The following is a 16,889-nucleotide window of genomic DNA, read 5'->3' as shown; positions in this document are numbered from 1 at the left end:
TGCTATAGATATATAAAAATATCAAATAGAATTAACAAAAAAATTTCAAGGTGAAAATAAAATGAATAGAGTTACAAACCATTTAGAAACTAAATATCCTATTATTCAAGCCCCAATGGGATGGATAGCAAGAAGCCAGTTAGCCTCGGCTGTTTCTAATGCTGGGGGGCTAGGAGTAATAGAAACTTCTTCTGGTGAAGTAGAAGCTTGCAAAAAAGAAATTCAAAAAATGTCTACTATGACTAGCAATCCTTTCGGGGTAAATTTACCCATTCTTTTTTTACAAGATGATTCAATTGTTGATTTTGTGGCTGAATGCGGAGTTAAATTTGTTACTACTTCGGCTGGAAGTCCCGCCAAATATATTGATCGCCTAAAATCAGCTGGCTTAATTGTCTATCATGCTGTTCCAAGTTTGTCTGGAGCTATTAAAGCTAAAGAGGCTGGAGTGGATGGATTAGTTGTAGAAGGGACAGAAGGAGGGGGTTTTAAAAACCCTGAAGAAATTGGCCTTCATGTTCTAATTCAAGCAATTAGAAAAAAAACAGATCTTCCAATTATTGCCGCTGGAGGTATCGCCGACGGCGTAGGAATGGCTGCGGCTTTTGCTAGTGGAGCAGAAGGTGTTCAGATGGGAACTAGATTTGTATCAAGCAAAGAAAGCCCCGTCCACCAAAATTGGAAAGATGCAATTCTAACGGGGTCAGAATCTGATACCTATATTTTGAATAAATCTGGATCTCCCTGTCTAAGAGCAATTAAAACGGATTACAGCAAAGAGATCTATGAAAAAGGGTCCATGGATATGAGTGTTTTTAAGGGTGTGCAAGATCTTTATTTTGGAGGTGACTTGAACGCTGCCCCAGCACTTACTGGACAATCAATGGGCTTGATCGATGAAATTAAAAGTGTTGAAGAAATTATAAATTTAACTGTGACTGAGTTTAATAGAACCTTAGAATCGCTTAATAATTCGAAAATTTAAAGACTACTTTGGCTGAAGTATTGTAGAAGAAGCTTTTTTTAGTTTCTTAGGATAATCAATGTTGTAATGTAATCCTCTACTTTCTTTTCTCTTTATTGCGCTATCAATAATTAGTTCCGAAACTAAGACCAAATTTCTGAGCTCAAGAAAATCTGAAGTAATTTCATAATTTTTATAAAATTCTTGAACTTCTTTCTTTATTAATTCCATTTTTTCCTTTGCCTTTTTTAAACGATCCTTACTTCTGACGATTCCAACATAATTCCACATTAATCTTCGAGTCGCATCCCAGTTATGATTAATTAATATGTTTTCTCCCGCTCTGATTACTTTCGAATTATCCCATACTGGCAAATCCATAAGATTAGGACTGAATGTTTTCTTTATTTTTTTTGCGGCAGCTTTAGCAAAAACTATGCACTCCAAGAGTGAATTACTAGCCATTCTGTTAGCTCCGTGAAGTCCGGTAGAAGAGGTCTCACCGATAGCAAATAAATTCACAACGTCTGTCTGTCCATCTAAGTCGGTAGCAATTCCCCCGCAGGTGTAATGTGCGGCAGGAACAACCGGTATCGGTTGTTTTGTAATGTCAAAACCAAATTCTAAGCATTTTTTAAAAATACTTGGGAATAGCTTCTTCACTTCACTTGATGACTTATGAGAAATATCTAATAAAACGTTGTCTTTCCCACTAATTTTCATTTCATTATCAATCGATCTTGCAACAATGTCTCTTGGCGCTAGATCTGCTCTAGAATCATATTTTTTCATAAAGGGCTCACCAGAGAGGTTTTTCAATATTGCCCCTTCACCTCTTAATGCTTCACTTATCAAAAAAGATTTTGCTTCTGGGTGGAAAAGGCATGTAGGGTGAAATTGATTAAATTCCATATTTTCAAGACGACATCCAGCTCTCCATGCAAGCGCATATCCATCACCACTAGCTCCATCAGGATTGCTTGTGTAGAGATAAGCCTTACTTGCTCCTCCAGTTGCTAAAATTATCGAGCCTGCGGAAATACTTAAGACTTTTTCCTTTTGCTTATCAAAAATAAATGCTCCCAAACATCTATTCCTTTTGACAATTAAATCCACCGCCAAGTGATTTTCATAAATTTTAATATTCTGGCTTTTTAGTACTTTGGCCGCTAAAGAATCTGATACTTCTCGGCCGGTCGCATCAGCAGCATGGACCACTCTTCTAAATGAATGTCCTCCTTCTTGAGTTAAATGCAATTCTTTATTATTTTTTTTAGTAAAAATTACACCCGAATCCTCTAGCCATCTAATTGCGTCTTTTCCATTTTCAATACAGCGCTCTACGGCTTTTCTATTACATAATCCATCTCCAGCCTTTAGAGTATCTTCAATATGACTTTTGGTTGAATCTTCTTTTGCAAGTACGGCAGCGATGCCTCCTTGAGCATACCAAGTTGAACTATCTACAATTTGATTTTTTGAGATTATGGTTACTTTGAATTTATTACATAATTCAAGAGCTGCAGTTAATCCTGCAGCACCACTTCCTATTATAAGAATATCGGTTTTAACCCTCAAAATTAAATAAGTAACCTAATCAACAAAGCTGAAATGAATACTGTAAATATTAAAATTAAAAAATATTTGAAGAAATTTCTATATTTACCAGACGTCCAATCTATTCTATCCGGTCTATTTCTTTGTTTCTCAGATGCTCTGAGTGGAGTTAACAAAAAAAACACAGCTAACGAAGCAGCAATGATTAATGAAAAAAAAATAAAATTTAAGTCCACTATCGACTTCTAAGCTTGGCAAGAAGTCTCAACATCTCTAAATACAACCAAATGAGAGTTACCATGAGAGAAAAGGCTCCAAACCACTCCATATACTTTGGTGCGTTTTTTTCCGAGCCTTGTTCAATAAAATCAAAATCTAATACTAAGTTTAAGGCGGCAATAGCCACAACAAAAAGGCTAAAACCTATTCCAAACAATCCATTTGAGTGAATGAAGCCAATGTTTGAGCCAAACATATTCATCACAATACTTACCATGTAAAGCAGTCCGATCCCCATTGTTGCTGATACGACCATTAATCTAAAATTTTCGGTAGGTTTGATTACGCCAGTTTTATACAGCACTAGAAGTGAAGCAAGAGTACCCAAAGTCAACCCGACGGCTTGTATTACTATTCCTTGGTATTGAGATTCAAAAATTGCGGAGATAGCTCCTAAAAATAATCCTTGAGCAAGAGCATAAGCAGGGGCTGTTACGCCCGACCAATTTTTTTTGAATATTGTTGCAAGTGCTAAAACAAATCCAACTATAGCCCCACCAATGGCGAGTGGCATAACACTTGAGGCATCTTCAGAGATAAAAAATTGGTTCCAAGTATAGCTTGCAGTTAAAACCACTAAAGCTAAAAGAATCCCAGTTTTATTTACAGTTCCTTGAAGAGTCATGAAACTTCCAATGTTTTCTGAAGGCTCAAAATTTGAGAAAGTGGCGTCATTCAAGGCAGGATTTCCTGAGCGGCCAAACATTTCAAGTGCGTTATGTTTTGACATTTATATAAGTTAAAATTTAAAAGTTATTTTATACCATGTCTGCACTTACTAATGCTTATATTTTTTTGATATTAGCCATTATTGCAGAAGTTATCGGGACTCTATATCTAAGGGAAACCGAAGGGTTTACAAAAATAGTTCCTTCCATAGTTACTGCAATCTCTTATGCTGCAAGCTTCTATTGGCTATCTTTCACTCTAGACGAAATTCCAGTTGGAGTTGCTTATGCTACGTGGTCAGGGGTAGGAATTTTTTTGATTACTTTTTTAGCTTCAATTAAATACTTACAATTGCCAAATTTACTAACTTCAGTTGGAATGATTTTTGTGATTATTGGGGTTGTTTTGATAAATCTATTCAGTGCAGAAAATTAGGGGATTAACCACTCTTCTATTCTATTCCCATTTTTCCAAGAAAATTTACTTCTTCTATGTCCTATATTTTTAAGGAATAAAAACTCTAGCTCATGGTATTCAAATAATATCACCGCAAAATTTTTATATCCTTTCTCAATATCTATGTCATTTCTATTTAAGTCATATTTAGAAGGATCTAATATGGAATCACCTGGAGGCCCTTTCACTGAATAGCATAGCTTAGAATTTTCCCGAGAATTTTCCCAAGCTTTTCTAGTAATTTCGTCATCTTCATAAACAGTAACTGATCCCGTTAACCGAAGCTGAATTTTTTTTTCTGAATCATATGAATGAACATATGCTTTGGACTGATCTTCTGCTGATTTAATCTTTTTAGATCTAAGATCCGTATGAAATCTAAGCAATCTATTTTCTTTATCATATTCTCTCAAGACTACAGTCCTCGGCGAATCAGAAATACAAAGCGTGGGGGTATGAAAAATTGACTTTGCATTATCAACTGCATCTTCAAGCAAACTCTCAGAGTACTTCAAAGAAAGTTCTAAGGAATTATAAAAATCTAGCTCTGAATTCATATATTATTTCTCATTAAACTATTAATTATGGACGTTTCATATATTTTAGACGAATTAAACCCAATACAAAGGGAAGCTGTAACTGATGAATCTCATCATTCATTAATCCTAGCAGGAGCTGGCTCAGGAAAGACAAAAGTTATAACTCATAAAGTTGCTTGGCTTTCATCAGTCAAAGGGGTAAATCCTTTGTCACTGTTAACCGTAACGTTCACTAACAAAGCAGCAAAAGAAATGCGAGGAAGAATAGAAAATATTCTTGAAGAAAATTTAAACCAAATGTGGTGCGGAACATTCCATGGAATTTTTCATAGAATGTTAAAAATACATTGGCAAGAAGCCAATCTAGTAAAAGATTTTTCAGTTATCGATAGTGAAGATCAAATAAGAGTTTTAAAACGCGTTATTCAAAATATGAATCTGGACTTAGATACTTGGCAGCCAAGAGATACTCAGTGGTTTATTAACAAGCAAAAAGATGAAGGGAGAAGAAAAGCTAAATTGAACATCAATGCAACTTTTGTAGAAGAAAAAATGGTTGATATTATGGATGAATATCAAAAAACATGTGATCGAGAGGGATTAGTAGATTTTGCCGAAATCTTAATAAGGTCTTTTGAGCTTTTAGACCAAAATTCAGAATTACTGAAACATTATCAAGCTAGATTTCAGCACATCTTAGTTGACGAATTTCAAGACACGAATGAAATTCAATATTTACTTTTAAAAAAACTTGTTGGCAAAAATGGTCGTATGACAGTTGTTGGCGATGACGATCAATCTATTTATAGCTGGCGTGGGGCAAAAAGTACAAACATTAAAAGATTTACCAAAGATTTTAATGAAGTCAAAACAATTAAGTTAGAGCAAAATTATAGATCCTCAAAAAATATCCTAGCATGCGCAAATTCAGTGATACGGAATAACCCAGATAGATTAGGAAAGGAATTATGGTCTCAAAAAGATGAAGGTGAGCAGGTAAAGGTTTACCGAGCTTTCAACGAAAGAGACGAGGCCTCCTTTATAGTTGGGATAATTAAAAGATGGCTTGAAGAGGGAGGAAGCCTCTCAGATACAGCGATTATTTATAGGTCCAACGCGCAATCTAGAATATTAGAAGATGCTATTTTAAATTCAGAATTGCCTTATAGAATTTATGGAGGCGTTCGTTTTTACGAGAGAATGGAAATTAAGAATGCTTTGGCCTACGCAAAGTTAGCAATAAACAAAAATAATGATTCTCAATTTGAAAGAGTAATAAATACTCCGACAAGAGGAATTGGAGTTAAGACAATGGATCAAATTAGAGAGTTTGCTAAAAAAAATAATTTATCTCTGTGGCAAGCATCTGAGCAAATCATCGCAAATAAAGAAACTAAAGCTGCTCAAAATATTTCTAATTTCTTTGATGTAATAGAAAAACTAGAAGAGATGAATTTCAATGAGAACCTTGATACGTTTTTCGAAAATGTAATTTCTCTGAGTGGACTTAAAGAATTTCATGGAAAAGAGCCAGGAGAGAAAGGTAGATCAAGGGTTGAAAATTTAGAGGAGCTTATTTCTGCAACTTCTGAATTTTTCTCTTTGGGCGAAGACAAAAACGATAAGAGGTCCCTATTGGAGCTTTTTTTAGATCAAGCCTCTTTAGACGCCGGCGAAAATCAGGCAAATGAAAATGAAGATGCTATTCAGATGATGACCCTGCATTCATCTAAGGGCTTAGAATTTCCTTTAGTTTTTATTGCAGGCTGTGAGGAAGGTTTGTTTCCGCATAGAAGATCAGCAGAAGACCCCAAACAGTTAGCCGAAGAAAGAAGGCTTTGTTATGTTGGAATGACTAGAGCGATGGAAAGACTTTATTTGACTCACGCGGAATCGCGAAATATTTATGGGATTGACAGTTTTAGTCCTGTTTCCAGATTCATCAAGGAAATTCCAGAAGAGTTAATTTATGAAATAAGAGTTTCTACAGAAACAGAAATTAAAGGTAAAGGATTTGAACCAAGAATAGTTGGCGGAACAGATCACAACGTAGGAAAGTTTTCTCTTGGAGATAGAGTGGTGCATAAAAGTTTTGGCGAAGGAGTAATTCTCAATTATGAGGGGGATGGCTCTAATGCTAGAGTAGAAGTAAATTTTGATAATGGGGGAATTAAATGGCTGGTACTAAGCTTTGCGAATTTAGAAAAACTTTAATTTATTTTTTTGTTCTTCTCTTTATCGCCGCATGTTCTGAAGATACATCTAAGAATGAAACATCACTTGAAAAAAAGAATTTTTCTTGGACATTGGTTACGACTTGGCCAAAAAATTATCCGGGAGTGGGGCTTGGTCCGGAAAATTTTGCCAAGTTAGTTGAGGAGATGAGTGATGGGAGATTAAAAATTAAAGTTTATGGAAACGGTGAGCTTATTCCAGCTTTAGAAGTTTTCGATGCAGTTTCAAGAGGCACGGTTGAGATGGGACATGGAGCAGCATATTACTGGATTGGGAAATTACCTGTGGCTCAATTTTTTACCACTCTTCCTTTTGGTTTAAACGCTCAAGAGCGAAATGCCTGGCTTCATTATGCTGGAGGGTTAGAGCTTTGGGAGAAAGCGTATGAACCATTCAATCTAATTCCGATGGCGGGAGGAAACACTGGAGTTCAAATGGGAGGTTGGTTTAATAAAGAAATTAACTCTTTAGAAGACTTAAATGGAATAAGAATAAGAATGCCAGGACTAGCCGGAGAGGTGTTTTCAAGAGCTGGAGGAGAGGCAGTTTTAATGCCTGGAAGTGAAATTTTTACGAATCTACAAACAGGAGTAATAGATGCTGCTGAGTGGATAGGCCCTTACAATGATTTAACTTTTGGATTTCATCAAGTGGCTAAATATTATTATTATCCAGGTTGGCAGGAACCTGGAGCAATGACAGAATTTATTTTCAATCAAGATGCTTTTAATGAGCTCCCAAACGATTTGAAAGCGATTGTCAGAACAGCTGCTAGAGCTGTGAACCAAGACATGTTGGATGAGTATACGGCTAGAAACAATCAAGCTTTGATTTCACTGATCAAAGATCATAATGTAATCTTAAAAAAGTTTCCTCTTGAAGTTCTTAACGAATTGGAAAAAATCTCTAAAGAAGTATTGGAGGAATTTGTTAAAGAAGATGTTTTTGCTTCAGAAGTGTATCGATCGATCCTTGATTTCAAAAAAGGAGTCACCAATTATCATAAAATTTCTGAAGAAGCCATTTATGAGCTTAGATAGTTAATCTTTTAGATAGGAAGGATTATCTATAGATAACTTTTCACAAGAAAGTTCGAATAAAAACTCCTCTATAGAATCTTTATTAAAATCTTCTTTTTTAATTTTTTCTATTAGATTTTGTTTTGAAGAAATTTCTTCACCAAATAAGTTTTTACTAAGAGCTCTTAATTTTTCAGATATTTTGCTCTCATCACTAATTTGTCTTTTTAAAATTTTTAAAATATTTAAAGCAATTCTGACTTTAAAAATGTCTAATTTTTCAAGTTTTTTGAAATCTATTTCTTCAAAAATAAAATAGTGCAGTGCATCAATCAGTTCTGCCTTAGTTGGTCTATCAAAAAAATTTTTCAAAATTCTTTATTTTTAATCATATTCATTAAATCATATTCCGTTTCAGAGACTCTTCTTCCGATTGCAGCTTTTTCAATGGAATTTAAATTACTATTTAGGTGAGCAAAAGTTTGAATCATACATATTACACCCCATCTCAGAGATCCATATATTTGCCATACATCTAATTCAAAGCGATCCACTGTTTCTGAAGAAATTGATTCATAGCCTTTTATCAAGTCTTCTAAGTCTCCTAAACCAGCAACCCTTTTAGAATTATTTCCAAATCGCCAGGATTTCACGCAAACCCAACTCAAATCTTCTAAAGGATCGCCAATGTGTGTAAGCTCCCAATCAATTATAGATTCAATAGAATTTTCTGAGACTATGAAATTTCCCAATCTGTAATCTCCATGAATTAAGACGTTATTTTTTTCCTTTATATTTACTTTAGCTAAGTAATTGAAAACATATTCAAAAACTGGCTGAGGTTCGTTGAAGGAAGAATAAACTTCATAAAGTTTGTTAAGAGAATTATAAAAAGTCATTTTTTCCAATTCTTTTATTTCACTTAAATCTGTCTGGTGAATTTTTGCTAAAACCTCCCCAATTCTTAATGCAAGGTTTGGTCTAATTTGGGCGAACCTTTCGTCTCTTAAAATTTTTCTTGGGATTGTTTCTCCTAAAACAAACTCCATTATGTAGCCACTTCCAACTCCGCTTGATTCATCAAATTCTTCAATAATTTCAGGGACCGGTATCTCATTCTTTTTAACAATTTTTTGAACTTTGGCTTCTATTTTTTTTGGAATAGCCAACCGAGACTCTGACTTTTCAGGCGTTCTTCTTAGAACAAGCTTTTTCCCATTTTTTAAGACGATATTATAAATTTCTGCTGATGCTCCTCCTGAAAGAGGATAGAAATCTTCAAATTCAGAATTAAGAAGGCCTTCTAAGAAGTTTTTAAGTTCATCCATTTTGCTGATTTTGAAGTGAAGCATCTCTCTCTCCAAAATCCCAACCAGACCCATTATTTGCGTAATTCTTGAGAATCCTTTTAGCAACTGACTGAATGTGGACTTCGTCTGGCCCGTCATAAATTCTAGCCTCTCTGGCATGTCTGTACATTAAGCTAAGTGGTGTGTCATCTGTTAATCCCTTGGCGCCATGAACTTGAATTGCTCTGTCAATTACGTTGTGGAGCATCTGCGCTCCTAATACTTTTATAAGTCCAATTTCAATTCTTGCATCGTCTCCTTGATCAATTCTTTTTGCAGCGTCAAGAGTAAGTTGCCTAGATGATTGAATTTCACACGCACTGTCAAAAACAAATTTCTGAAGAAGTTGTTTTTGAGTTAACGATGTTCCGAAAGTTTCTCTTTCATGCATTCTTGAACAAAGTAAATCAAATGCTCTTTGAGCTTGACCTAGCCACCTCATGCAATGAAAAATTCTTCCTGGACCCAATCTTTTTTGAGCTATCAAAAATCCATGTCCCCTAGGACCTAGCAAATTTTCCTCTGGAACTTCTACGTTGTCATATTCAACCTCATAGTGACCTCCGTTTATTCCAAGAACAGGAGTCTCTCTTATGATTTTATAGCCAGGATTATCAGTTGGAACAATTATCATACTGAAGGCTCCATGACTTGGGGCATCCAACTCGGTTCTACACATAACAGTCGTGTAAGCTGCTCTAGAAGCACCTGTGGTAAACCATTTCCTACCATTAATTCTCCAAACTCCATTTTCCAATATAGCAGTTGTTTTGAGTTGTGTAGGATCAGAACTAGCAACATCCGGTTCTGTCATTCCAAAACTTGGAAATATTTCACCTTTAACTAATGGTTCAAGGTATTTCTCTCTCCAATTATCTGATGCAAATTCTCTTAACATGATTGAATCTTGAAGAGATACGGTTCCAAGACCAACGTTTGCATATGTTGATCTTCCAATAACTTCATTTACGTAGACATATTCCATAAATGGCATGCCTCCACCACCTATGTCTTTTGGATGACCTAAGGCCCATATATTCTCATCCTTAGCCATTTGTGTGATGCTTTTTAATATTTTTTTAGATTCTTTTGAATGGTTGGCTAATTTGTCTTCAACCGGATAGATTTCTTCTTCTATAAAACTTTTTACTTTAGATCTGATTTTGGTCCAATCGTTTTTCATTCGAAATCAGCTTTTTGAGAATTCTTTTACAGCCTTCCACACTCTTAGAATATTTCCATTCAGAATTTGGTCTATTTCACTCTCTGAATAACCTCTCACAAGGAGCTCTTCGATAAGATTTGGAAACTTAGAGACATCATTTATATCTTCAGGCAGAGGAACCTCACCATCAAAATCAGAGCCTAAACCAACATGATCAATTCCAACAAGGTTTTTGACACGGTCAATATTGTCCACTACATTTTTTACTGTCACTATCATGTCAGGATTTGACTTTGTGTCAGCTACAAAACCTGAACCAAAACAAATTTGCAGTACTCCATCGTTTTTAGCTAAAGCAATTAGCATCTCGTCTGAAACATTTCTCTCCCAACCAGGCGTAAAGTGTCTTAAAGAACTATGTGTCGCTATAACTGGAGTTTCGCTTATTTCTAAAACCTTCATGAATGCGGCATCCGATACGTGAGATATATCTATCATTACCCCTTGTTTATTCATTTCTTTGACAACTTCAAACCCAAAAGGACTAAGGCCATCTTTCCATCTTTTATTCTCATCGTATGAACTATCGGATATGTGGTTGCTCTTAGAATGCGCCAAGGTAATGTAATTGACTCCGAGATCAGCAAAATATTTTATGTTCTCTAACTTTCCTTCAATAGGAGCTCCATTTTCAATTCCATAAGCAATTCCTACTAAATTTTTATTCTTCTCTAAAATACTAATATCAGACGGATCTCTTATAAAAGTGAATTTATCCGAGTTGTCTGAAATAATTTTGTTCATCATTTCTATTAATTCTAAAGCTAATTCGAAAGAGGTCCCTTCTGGTTCAGTTCTTGCTGGAATATAAATTGCAAAAAAAGGAAGATTAAGACCGCCCTTTATGGCTCTAGGATAATCAAAGTGATAGGAAGTTGTTTTTGTAATGTCGTCGCTTACACCGGTATTATTTTTTTGACGCCAAATCTGAAAGGGAGTGTCAATGTGTGAATCTATGATAATTTTATTTTGACTATATTCTTTAGCTTTCTGGCTTAGATCTTCAGCGCAAGAAACTAATAAGATAATTAAAAAAATAGAAATTTTTTTCATAGCAATTTTTAAATATAACAAAAAAACTTTTGTTTCGTTAGAACTAAAAAATTATTTCTGGTAGTAATGTAGCTAGTAAAGGAAAATATGCCACTAAACACAAAACTAGAATTTGAATCATAATAAAAGGGAAGACACCTTTGTAAATTGACTCAGTTTTAATGGTTTCCGGAGTTACACTTCTCAGATAAAACAAAGCAAATCCAAAAGGAGGAGTAAGAAAAGATGTTTGTAGATTTATTGCGAGCATTACTCCTAACCAAAGAGGATCAGCGCCCATAGCCATCAAGATCGGCCCAACGATTGGTACGACTATAAAGGTAATCTCAATGAAGTCTAAAATAAATCCTAAGACAAAAACTAAAAACATTACTAAAATCATTGAACCAAACAATCCGCCAGGAATGGAATTGAAGATTTCAGTTATTAGTTCTTCACCTCCCAGTCCCCTGAAAACTAAAGAAAAAATTGACGCTCCTATTAAAATTAAGAAAACCATAGAAGATATAAAAGCACTTTGGGTAGTAGATTCTTTTAAAATTTTAAAATTTAATCTTTTGTGAATTAAAGCAATAAATATAGCTCCCAAAGCTCCTATGCCAGCAGCTTCTGTGGGAGAAGCAATGCCTGTAATAATTGATCCCAGAACTGCAAAAATAAGAAAGAAAGGAGGGATTAGTGTTGAGATTAGTTCAAAAAAGTTTTCGTGTTTTTGATTTTCATCCAGAGTTAAGACTTCCTTTTTTAAAGAGAAAACAAAATAGAGGCCGTATAAAAATACTAAAATTAAACCAGGTATTATAGCTGCCATAAATAAATCACCAACCGAAAGAGATTTAGCTACGTAGTTACCAATCTTTAACTGAGATTGTTGATAAGCAGTGGCTAATACGTCTCCCAATATTACCAATGCAATTGATGGAGGAATTATTTGCCCTAAGGTTCCTGTTGCAGCAATGAGGCCGGTTGATACTTTTTCAGAATAACCCCTTGCTAACATTGCGGGCAAAGATATTAAGCCCATAGCTATTACTGTTGCGCCAACAATTCCTGTACTGGCAGCGAGTAAAGTCCCAACAAATAAGATAGAAATTCCTAGACCACTTTTATATCTACTAAACAAGTTAGACATGGAAGTTAACAGCAGCTCAGCAACTTTAGATTTTTCTAAAATAACACCCATAAATACAAATAATGGCACGGCAACGAGCGTTGCATTTGTCATAATCCCAAAAAGTCTATTTGGCATTGTTTCAAGCAAGTTTATTTCAAAGGCTCCAAAAATACTTGCTACGAAAGCGAAAAGGATGGAAACACCTCCCAAGGTAAAGGCAACTGGGAATCCTAAGAGAAGAGTCAAACAAATTACAAAAAATAATAACAGCGGGAGAAATTCAATCATCATTAAAGTAAGAAAGAATGTTTGCGAAACTTTGCATAATTAGCAGAACGGCAGAAACTAGAATAATTGATTTATAAAGATACACAAATGGCAAACCTCCAGGTTCAGCAGAAGTTTCTTTTATCAACCAAGAAAATGAAACGTAATCGATTGATAAAATTAAAATGACCCACAACATTGGCTGTAAGAAAAAAATATTTCCAAAAAGATTAATAATTTTTTTTCTTCTTTTGGAAAATTTTCTATAAAAGATATCAACCCTTACATGTTGATCTTTCTTTAAAGCATATGCAGAACAAACTAGGAAAGTGATCCCGTGGCAATAAATTATAAGCTCCTGCAGGCTCAATATTCCTATTCCAAAAACATATCTAGAAACAACAACGTAAGCTGTCAAAAAGATCATAAGAACCATAAACCAGGTACTTACCTTGCCAAGAATAGAGGGAAAAAATATTAGTATAGATTGGCAAATTTGGTTAATATTTTTTATCATTATCAAAATCTTAATATAAAAATGTTAGTAGTCATATCACCAGCTAAGACTTTAGATTATTCTCCTTTGAATGGATCTATTGGTTTTTCTGAACCTATATTCATAGATAAAACAGAATCTCTAGTCAAAGAAATGCGAAATTATGACCCCGAGATGCTTTCATCACTAATGAAAATTAGTGAAAATTTAGGTTTTTTAAATTTTGAAAGATTTCAAACCTGGAAACAAGATTCGGCTCCTGGAATTGATTCAAAACAATCTGTTTTTGCTTTTCAAGGAGATGTTTATAAAGGCCTAGATATTTCTTCTTTGGACGAGGATGTTGTTAATTACTCTCAAAAATATCTAAGAATCTTGTCTGGTCTTTATGGACTTTTAAAACCTTTAGATTTGATAGCTCCTTATCGATTGGAAATGGGCACTAAATTAAAGATTGGAGATTCTTCAAATCTTTATGAGTTTTGGAAGCCATATTTGACTAATGCCATTAACAAAGATTTAAGGATTCAAAAAACTAATTTTTTAATCAATTTAGCTTCAAACGAATACTTTTCTGTACTAGATCCTAATAATGTTGAGGCTGAAATTATTTCTCCTGTTTTTAAAGATTTTAAAAATGGTGACTACAAAATCATCAGCTTTCATGCCAAAAAGGCAAGAGGACTCATGACTAGATTTATCATGACCAACAATATTAAAGATCCAGTAGATATAAAACAGTTTGATTATGAAGGTTACAAGTTCTCTTCTAAATTTTCTAAAGACAATTCCCCAGTTTTTTTGAGGAAGCTTTAAATTTCTTAGGATTTTTTATTTTTTTCCGTATTCTTTAATCTCTAAAATATCTTCGAACTCAGGTTCTCTTTTCTCTGCCCTAGACATCATGGCTTCAGCCATATCTTCTTGAGGAAGCATGGCTCCGCTCCAAAGAGCATTATATTCAAGGCCATCTGATATTGAATGATCACGTGAAAAGTTTAAAACAGCTTTGGTTCCATAGACTGCTAAAGGACTTTTAGAAGCAATCTCATTTGCCATTTCCTGAATCCCTTCCAACATGGATTCATGAGTCTCGAATACTTTGTTAACTAAACCGCATTCTAAAGATTCTTCGGCATACATTCTTCTTCCTGTGTAGGCCAGCTCTCTGACTTTTCCTTCTGGAACAACTCTAGGCAAACGCTGGAGAGTACCAATATCAGCAGCCATACCAATATTTACTTCTTGGATACAGAAAAATGCATCTTTGCTTGCAAATCTTATATCTGCTGCAGTTGCCATATCCAGCCCTCCTCCGATGCAGCCACCTTGGATACCGCAGAGAACAGGAATTCTTAATTTCTCTAATTTTGTTAAATTTTCTTGAAGTTCCATGGCAACTCTATACAGACCTTCACCAATTCTTGCTTTGTCTGGCCTGTTATCTTTTTTTGCTTCTCCTGTCCCGAGTGTTCCAAAATTGGCAAGATCCATACCTGCACAAAAATGTTTTCCGGTAGATGAAAGAACTAAAACTCTTAAGGATGTATCTTTCCTAATTTCATCAAGAACTCTTGGCAGCTCGTACCAAAAATTAAGAGTCATCTTGTTAAATTCTTCACCCCTATTCAATTTTAGGTGACCAATTCCATTTTCTTTTTTGAAATCAAAACTTTCGTAAGTCATTTAATTCTCCTAGTCTTTCGTCTTTAAATCGTTAACTAAGCTGTCAGCTATGTCTTCTAATTCATCTATTAAATCATAAGAACTATGATAGGGAAGGACAACCTTTCTACTTTTTTTACTAAGTCTTTTGAGACCTTTAGAAATTTCTTCAGCTTTTTTAACTAATTCTCTTTCGTTTTCCATAGTTCACTTATAATTTAAACACAATTGTAAATTAATTAGATTATTTTTAAAGTTAGCATTTAAATACATGGAAATCTCCAAGCTAGAACAACCCATATATAAAATTTTAAAAAAGGCTTCGTCAATTGCTAAAAAATACTTTGAAAACAGAAAATCTCTTAACGTTCAAAACAAAAAAGATTTTTCCCCTGTTTCTGAAGCTGACCTTAAAATAAATGATTTTCTTGTTTCGAAAGTATCAAAACTAACCCCTGGAATAAAAATTTTGTCGGAGGAAAATGAATCTCAACCTAATAACTTTAATGAAAAATATTTCTGGCTGATTGACCCTTTAGACGGCACTAAAGAATTCATAAAGGGGTCTAAGAACTTTTCGATTAACCTTGCCTTAGTTTTTGAAGAGAAACCTATTTTTGGTGCAATTGCAAAGCCTTGTGAGGAGGAAATAATCATCGGCTCAGTTCATAATTCCGCTAAGTTATTTAGAGAAGATATTTCTTATAATTTACACCCTAAATCAATTGATGAAAAATGCATCGTTAGTACCAGCGCTAGTCATTCAGATAAAGAAGAGGAAAAATTTTTTATTAACTTAAAAAAAGAGTTTAAAAAAGTTGATATTCAAAAAAAAGGAAGTTCACTGAAATTTTGTGATTTAGGCAGCGGCATTAGTAATATTTACCCCAGGTTTGGACCAGTTTATCAATGGGATTTGGCAGCAGGACAAGCTATTCTTGAGTCTTTGGAAGGTTCAATAATTTTTAAAAATTCCGAAGATAGTGTTTATAAGTTTGATCCTTCGAGAAAAATTAATGGATTTATTGCAGTCTCGTCTAAAAAAGACGAAGAAATTATAAAAAAACTGTCGTTTTTTTGAATTTGTACCTTTTTTTTCAACTTAAGACTTTGTATATAATTTAATTTTTACTATAAAATTCGAAATTATGGGTAAAGAATTGCAACCTATGGACGTTTCAACCCCAGGCCAAAATCTGGAGGCTTATTTATCGTCTGTTCAAAACATTGCGATTCTGACTCCAGAAGAAGAAAAGCGTCTTGCAGAAGATCTCTATTATAAGAATGATCTTGAAGCTGCGAGACAGCTTGTAATGGCACATCTAAGATTTGTTGTTCATATTGCAAGAGGTTATTCAGGGTACGGCCTTCCTCAAGCAGATCTTATCCAAGAGGGGAATGTAGGATTAATGAAAGCTGTCAGAAAATTCAATCCAGAAGTTGGAGTCAGATTGATTTCATTCGCTGTGCATTGGATAAAATCAGAAATGCATGAATACATCATTAAAAATTGGAAAATAGTTAAAGTCGCTACAACAAAAGCACAAAGAAAGTTATTTTTTAATTTAAGAAGTCAAAAGAAAGAATTAAATTGGCTTACCGATGAAGAGATTAAGACGATATCAAATGAATTAGGGGTGGATGAAAAATCTGTCAAAGAAATGGAATCAAGGTTGTCTTCTTCAGACATGTCTTTTGATCCGCCTACTGAAGCAAGTGACGATGAGGCTTCTTTTACGCCTTCGGGTTTCTTAGCTGATGAAACTAAAGATCCTGCTGATCTCATTGAAAAAGAAAATTCTGAAGAATACAGCCATGAACTTCTTCACAAGGCTCTTTCTGCTTTGGACCCTAGAAGCAAAGAAATACTTATTGATAGATGGTTGCAAGATCAGAAACTTACACTCCATGAATTGGCAGATAAGTATGGAGTCAGTGCAGAAAGAATTAGGCAGATAGAAAAAGCTGCCATGGAAAAAGTAAAAAGTTACATTTCCTAAAT

At 34.5% G+C, this 16,889-nt stretch carries 19 protein-coding genes; 8 read left to right on the top strand and 11 right to left on the bottom strand.

All coding sequences use genetic code 11. The features are described 5' to 3' along the window. Window positions 1-61 precede the first annotated feature (61 nt). A complete protein-coding gene (locus M9C82_05955) occupies window positions 62-985 on the top strand; it encodes a nitronate monooxygenase (GenBank protein ID URQ73490.1) in 924 nt (307 codons plus the stop codon). Window positions 986-988: 3 nt separating this feature from the next. On the opposite strand, the gene nadB is transcribed toward M9C82_05955, so the two are convergent. Further along, window positions 989-2,542 (bottom strand): L-aspartate oxidase, encoded by a 1,554-nt coding sequence (nadB, locus tag M9C82_05950; GenBank protein URQ73489.1) that lies wholly within the window; start codon window positions 2,540-2,542, stop codon window positions 989-991. Window positions 2,543-2,575: 33 nt separating this feature from the next. Here nadB and M9C82_05945 point away from each other — a divergent pair, with 33 nt between their 5' ends. Next, entirely contained in the window at window positions 2,576-2,770 is a 195-nt protein-coding gene (locus tag M9C82_05945) for a hypothetical protein (GenBank protein URQ73488.1), read from the top strand. Here M9C82_05945 and M9C82_05940 read toward each other — a convergent pair. Further along, a complete protein-coding gene (locus M9C82_05940; protein ID URQ73487.1) occupies window positions 2,757-3,530 on the bottom strand; it encodes a Bax inhibitor-1/YccA family protein in 774 nt (257 codons plus the stop codon). The two genes, M9C82_05945 and M9C82_05940, sit on opposite strands and share 14 nt — an antisense overlap. A gap of 35 nt (window positions 3,531-3,565) precedes the next feature. Between M9C82_05940 and M9C82_05935 the strand changes: the two genes are divergently transcribed. After that, window positions 3,566-3,904 (top strand): SMR family transporter, encoded by a 339-nt coding sequence (locus tag M9C82_05935; GenBank protein ID URQ73486.1) that lies wholly within the window; start codon window positions 3,566-3,568, stop codon window positions 3,902-3,904. On the opposite strand, the gene M9C82_05930 is transcribed toward M9C82_05935, so the two are convergent. Then, window positions 3,901-4,482 (bottom strand): pyridoxamine 5'-phosphate oxidase, encoded by a 582-nt coding sequence (locus tag M9C82_05930; GenBank protein ID URQ73485.1) that lies wholly within the window; start codon window positions 4,480-4,482, stop codon window positions 3,901-3,903. The two genes, M9C82_05935 and M9C82_05930, sit on opposite strands and share 4 nt — an antisense overlap. 27 nt (window positions 4,483-4,509) lie before the next feature. Between M9C82_05930 and uvrD the strand changes: the two genes are divergently transcribed. Continuing rightward, a complete protein-coding gene (uvrD, locus tag M9C82_05925) occupies window positions 4,510-6,678 on the top strand; it encodes a DNA helicase II (GenBank protein URQ73484.1) in 2,169 nt (722 codons plus the stop codon). Beyond that, entirely contained in the window at window positions 6,639-7,739 is a 1,101-nt protein-coding gene (locus M9C82_05920) for a TRAP transporter substrate-binding protein (protein URQ73483.1), read from the top strand. Before uvrD ends, M9C82_05920 begins: the two co-directional genes overlap by 40 nt. On the opposite strand, the gene M9C82_05915 is transcribed toward M9C82_05920, so the two are convergent. Genes M9C82_05915 through M9C82_05890 form a run of 6 tightly spaced genes read right to left on the bottom strand, consistent with a single transcriptional unit; the run spans window position 7,740 to window position 13,153 of the window. Then, window positions 7,740-8,090 (bottom strand): DUF6285 domain-containing protein, encoded by a 351-nt coding sequence (locus tag M9C82_05915; GenBank protein URQ73482.1) that lies wholly within the window; start codon window positions 8,088-8,090, stop codon window positions 7,740-7,742. Beyond that, complete coding sequence (locus M9C82_05910) at window positions 8,087-9,070, bottom strand: phosphotransferase family protein (protein ID URQ73481.1); 984 nt, start codon at window positions 9,068-9,070, stop codon at window positions 8,087-8,089. Before M9C82_05910 ends, M9C82_05915 begins: the two co-directional genes overlap by 4 nt. Beyond that, on the bottom strand, window positions 9,039-10,250 hold the full coding sequence (locus M9C82_05905) for an acyl-CoA dehydrogenase family protein (protein URQ73480.1): 1,212 nt from the start codon (window positions 10,248-10,250) through the stop codon (window positions 9,039-9,041). The genes M9C82_05910 and M9C82_05905 overlap by 32 nt, the downstream gene beginning before the upstream one ends. Before the next feature lie 6 nt (window positions 10,251-10,256). Further along, window positions 10,257-11,345 (bottom strand): dipeptidase, encoded by a 1,089-nt coding sequence (locus tag M9C82_05900; GenBank protein URQ73479.1) that lies wholly within the window; start codon window positions 11,343-11,345, stop codon window positions 10,257-10,259. A gap of 43 nt (window positions 11,346-11,388) precedes the next feature. Then, window positions 11,389-12,747, bottom strand: a complete 1,359-nt coding sequence (locus M9C82_05895; GenBank protein URQ74134.1) for a TRAP transporter large permease subunit — start codon at window positions 12,745-12,747, stop codon at window positions 11,389-11,391. Continuing rightward, window positions 12,740-13,153 carry a TRAP transporter small permease subunit gene (locus M9C82_05890; protein ID URQ73478.1) on the bottom strand — a complete coding sequence of 138 codons (414 nt, stop codon included), beginning with the start codon at window positions 13,151-13,153 and terminating at the stop codon, window positions 12,740-12,742. Before M9C82_05890 ends, M9C82_05895 begins: the two co-directional genes overlap by 8 nt. Before the next feature lie 111 nt (window positions 13,154-13,264). On the opposite strand from M9C82_05890, the gene yaaA reads away from it, so the two are divergent. Further along, window positions 13,265-14,038 carry a peroxide stress protein YaaA gene (yaaA, locus tag M9C82_05885; GenBank protein URQ73477.1) on the top strand — a complete coding sequence of 258 codons (774 nt, stop codon included), beginning with the start codon at window positions 13,265-13,267 and terminating at the stop codon, window positions 14,036-14,038. A 15-nt stretch (window positions 14,039-14,053) separates the two neighbouring features. Here the strand turns inward: yaaA and M9C82_05880 are convergent, their stop codons facing one another. Next, entirely contained in the window at window positions 14,054-14,908 is an 855-nt protein-coding gene (locus M9C82_05880; GenBank protein ID URQ73476.1) for a crotonase/enoyl-CoA hydratase family protein, read from the bottom strand. A gap of 9 nt (window positions 14,909-14,917) precedes the next feature. Next, window positions 14,918-15,091 carry a hypothetical protein gene (locus M9C82_05875; protein ID URQ73475.1) on the bottom strand — a complete coding sequence of 58 codons (174 nt, stop codon included), beginning with the start codon at window positions 15,089-15,091 and terminating at the stop codon, window positions 14,918-14,920. Between the two features lie 67 nt (window positions 15,092-15,158). Here M9C82_05875 and M9C82_05870 point away from each other — a divergent pair, with 67 nt between their 5' ends. Then, window positions 15,159-15,968 (top strand): 3'(2'),5'-bisphosphate nucleotidase CysQ, encoded by an 810-nt coding sequence (locus M9C82_05870; protein URQ73474.1) that lies wholly within the window; start codon window positions 15,159-15,161, stop codon window positions 15,966-15,968. A gap of 67 nt (window positions 15,969-16,035) precedes the next feature. After that, the gene (gene rpoH, locus M9C82_05865) at window positions 16,036-16,887 is read left to right on the top strand and encodes an RNA polymerase sigma factor RpoH (protein URQ73473.1); all 852 of its coding nucleotides are present in this window, start codon (window positions 16,036-16,038) and stop codon (window positions 16,885-16,887) included. Window positions 16,888-16,889 lie beyond the last annotated feature (2 nt).

The organism is SAR86 cluster bacterium (assembly GCA_023703675.1).
In the GTDB taxonomy this organism is placed as follows: Bacteria; Pseudomonadota; Gammaproteobacteria; order Magnimaribacterales; family AG-339-G14; genus AG-339-G14.
The sequence above is the reverse complement of the archived record's forward strand: the minus strand, read 5'-3'. Positions and strand labels throughout refer to the sequence as shown.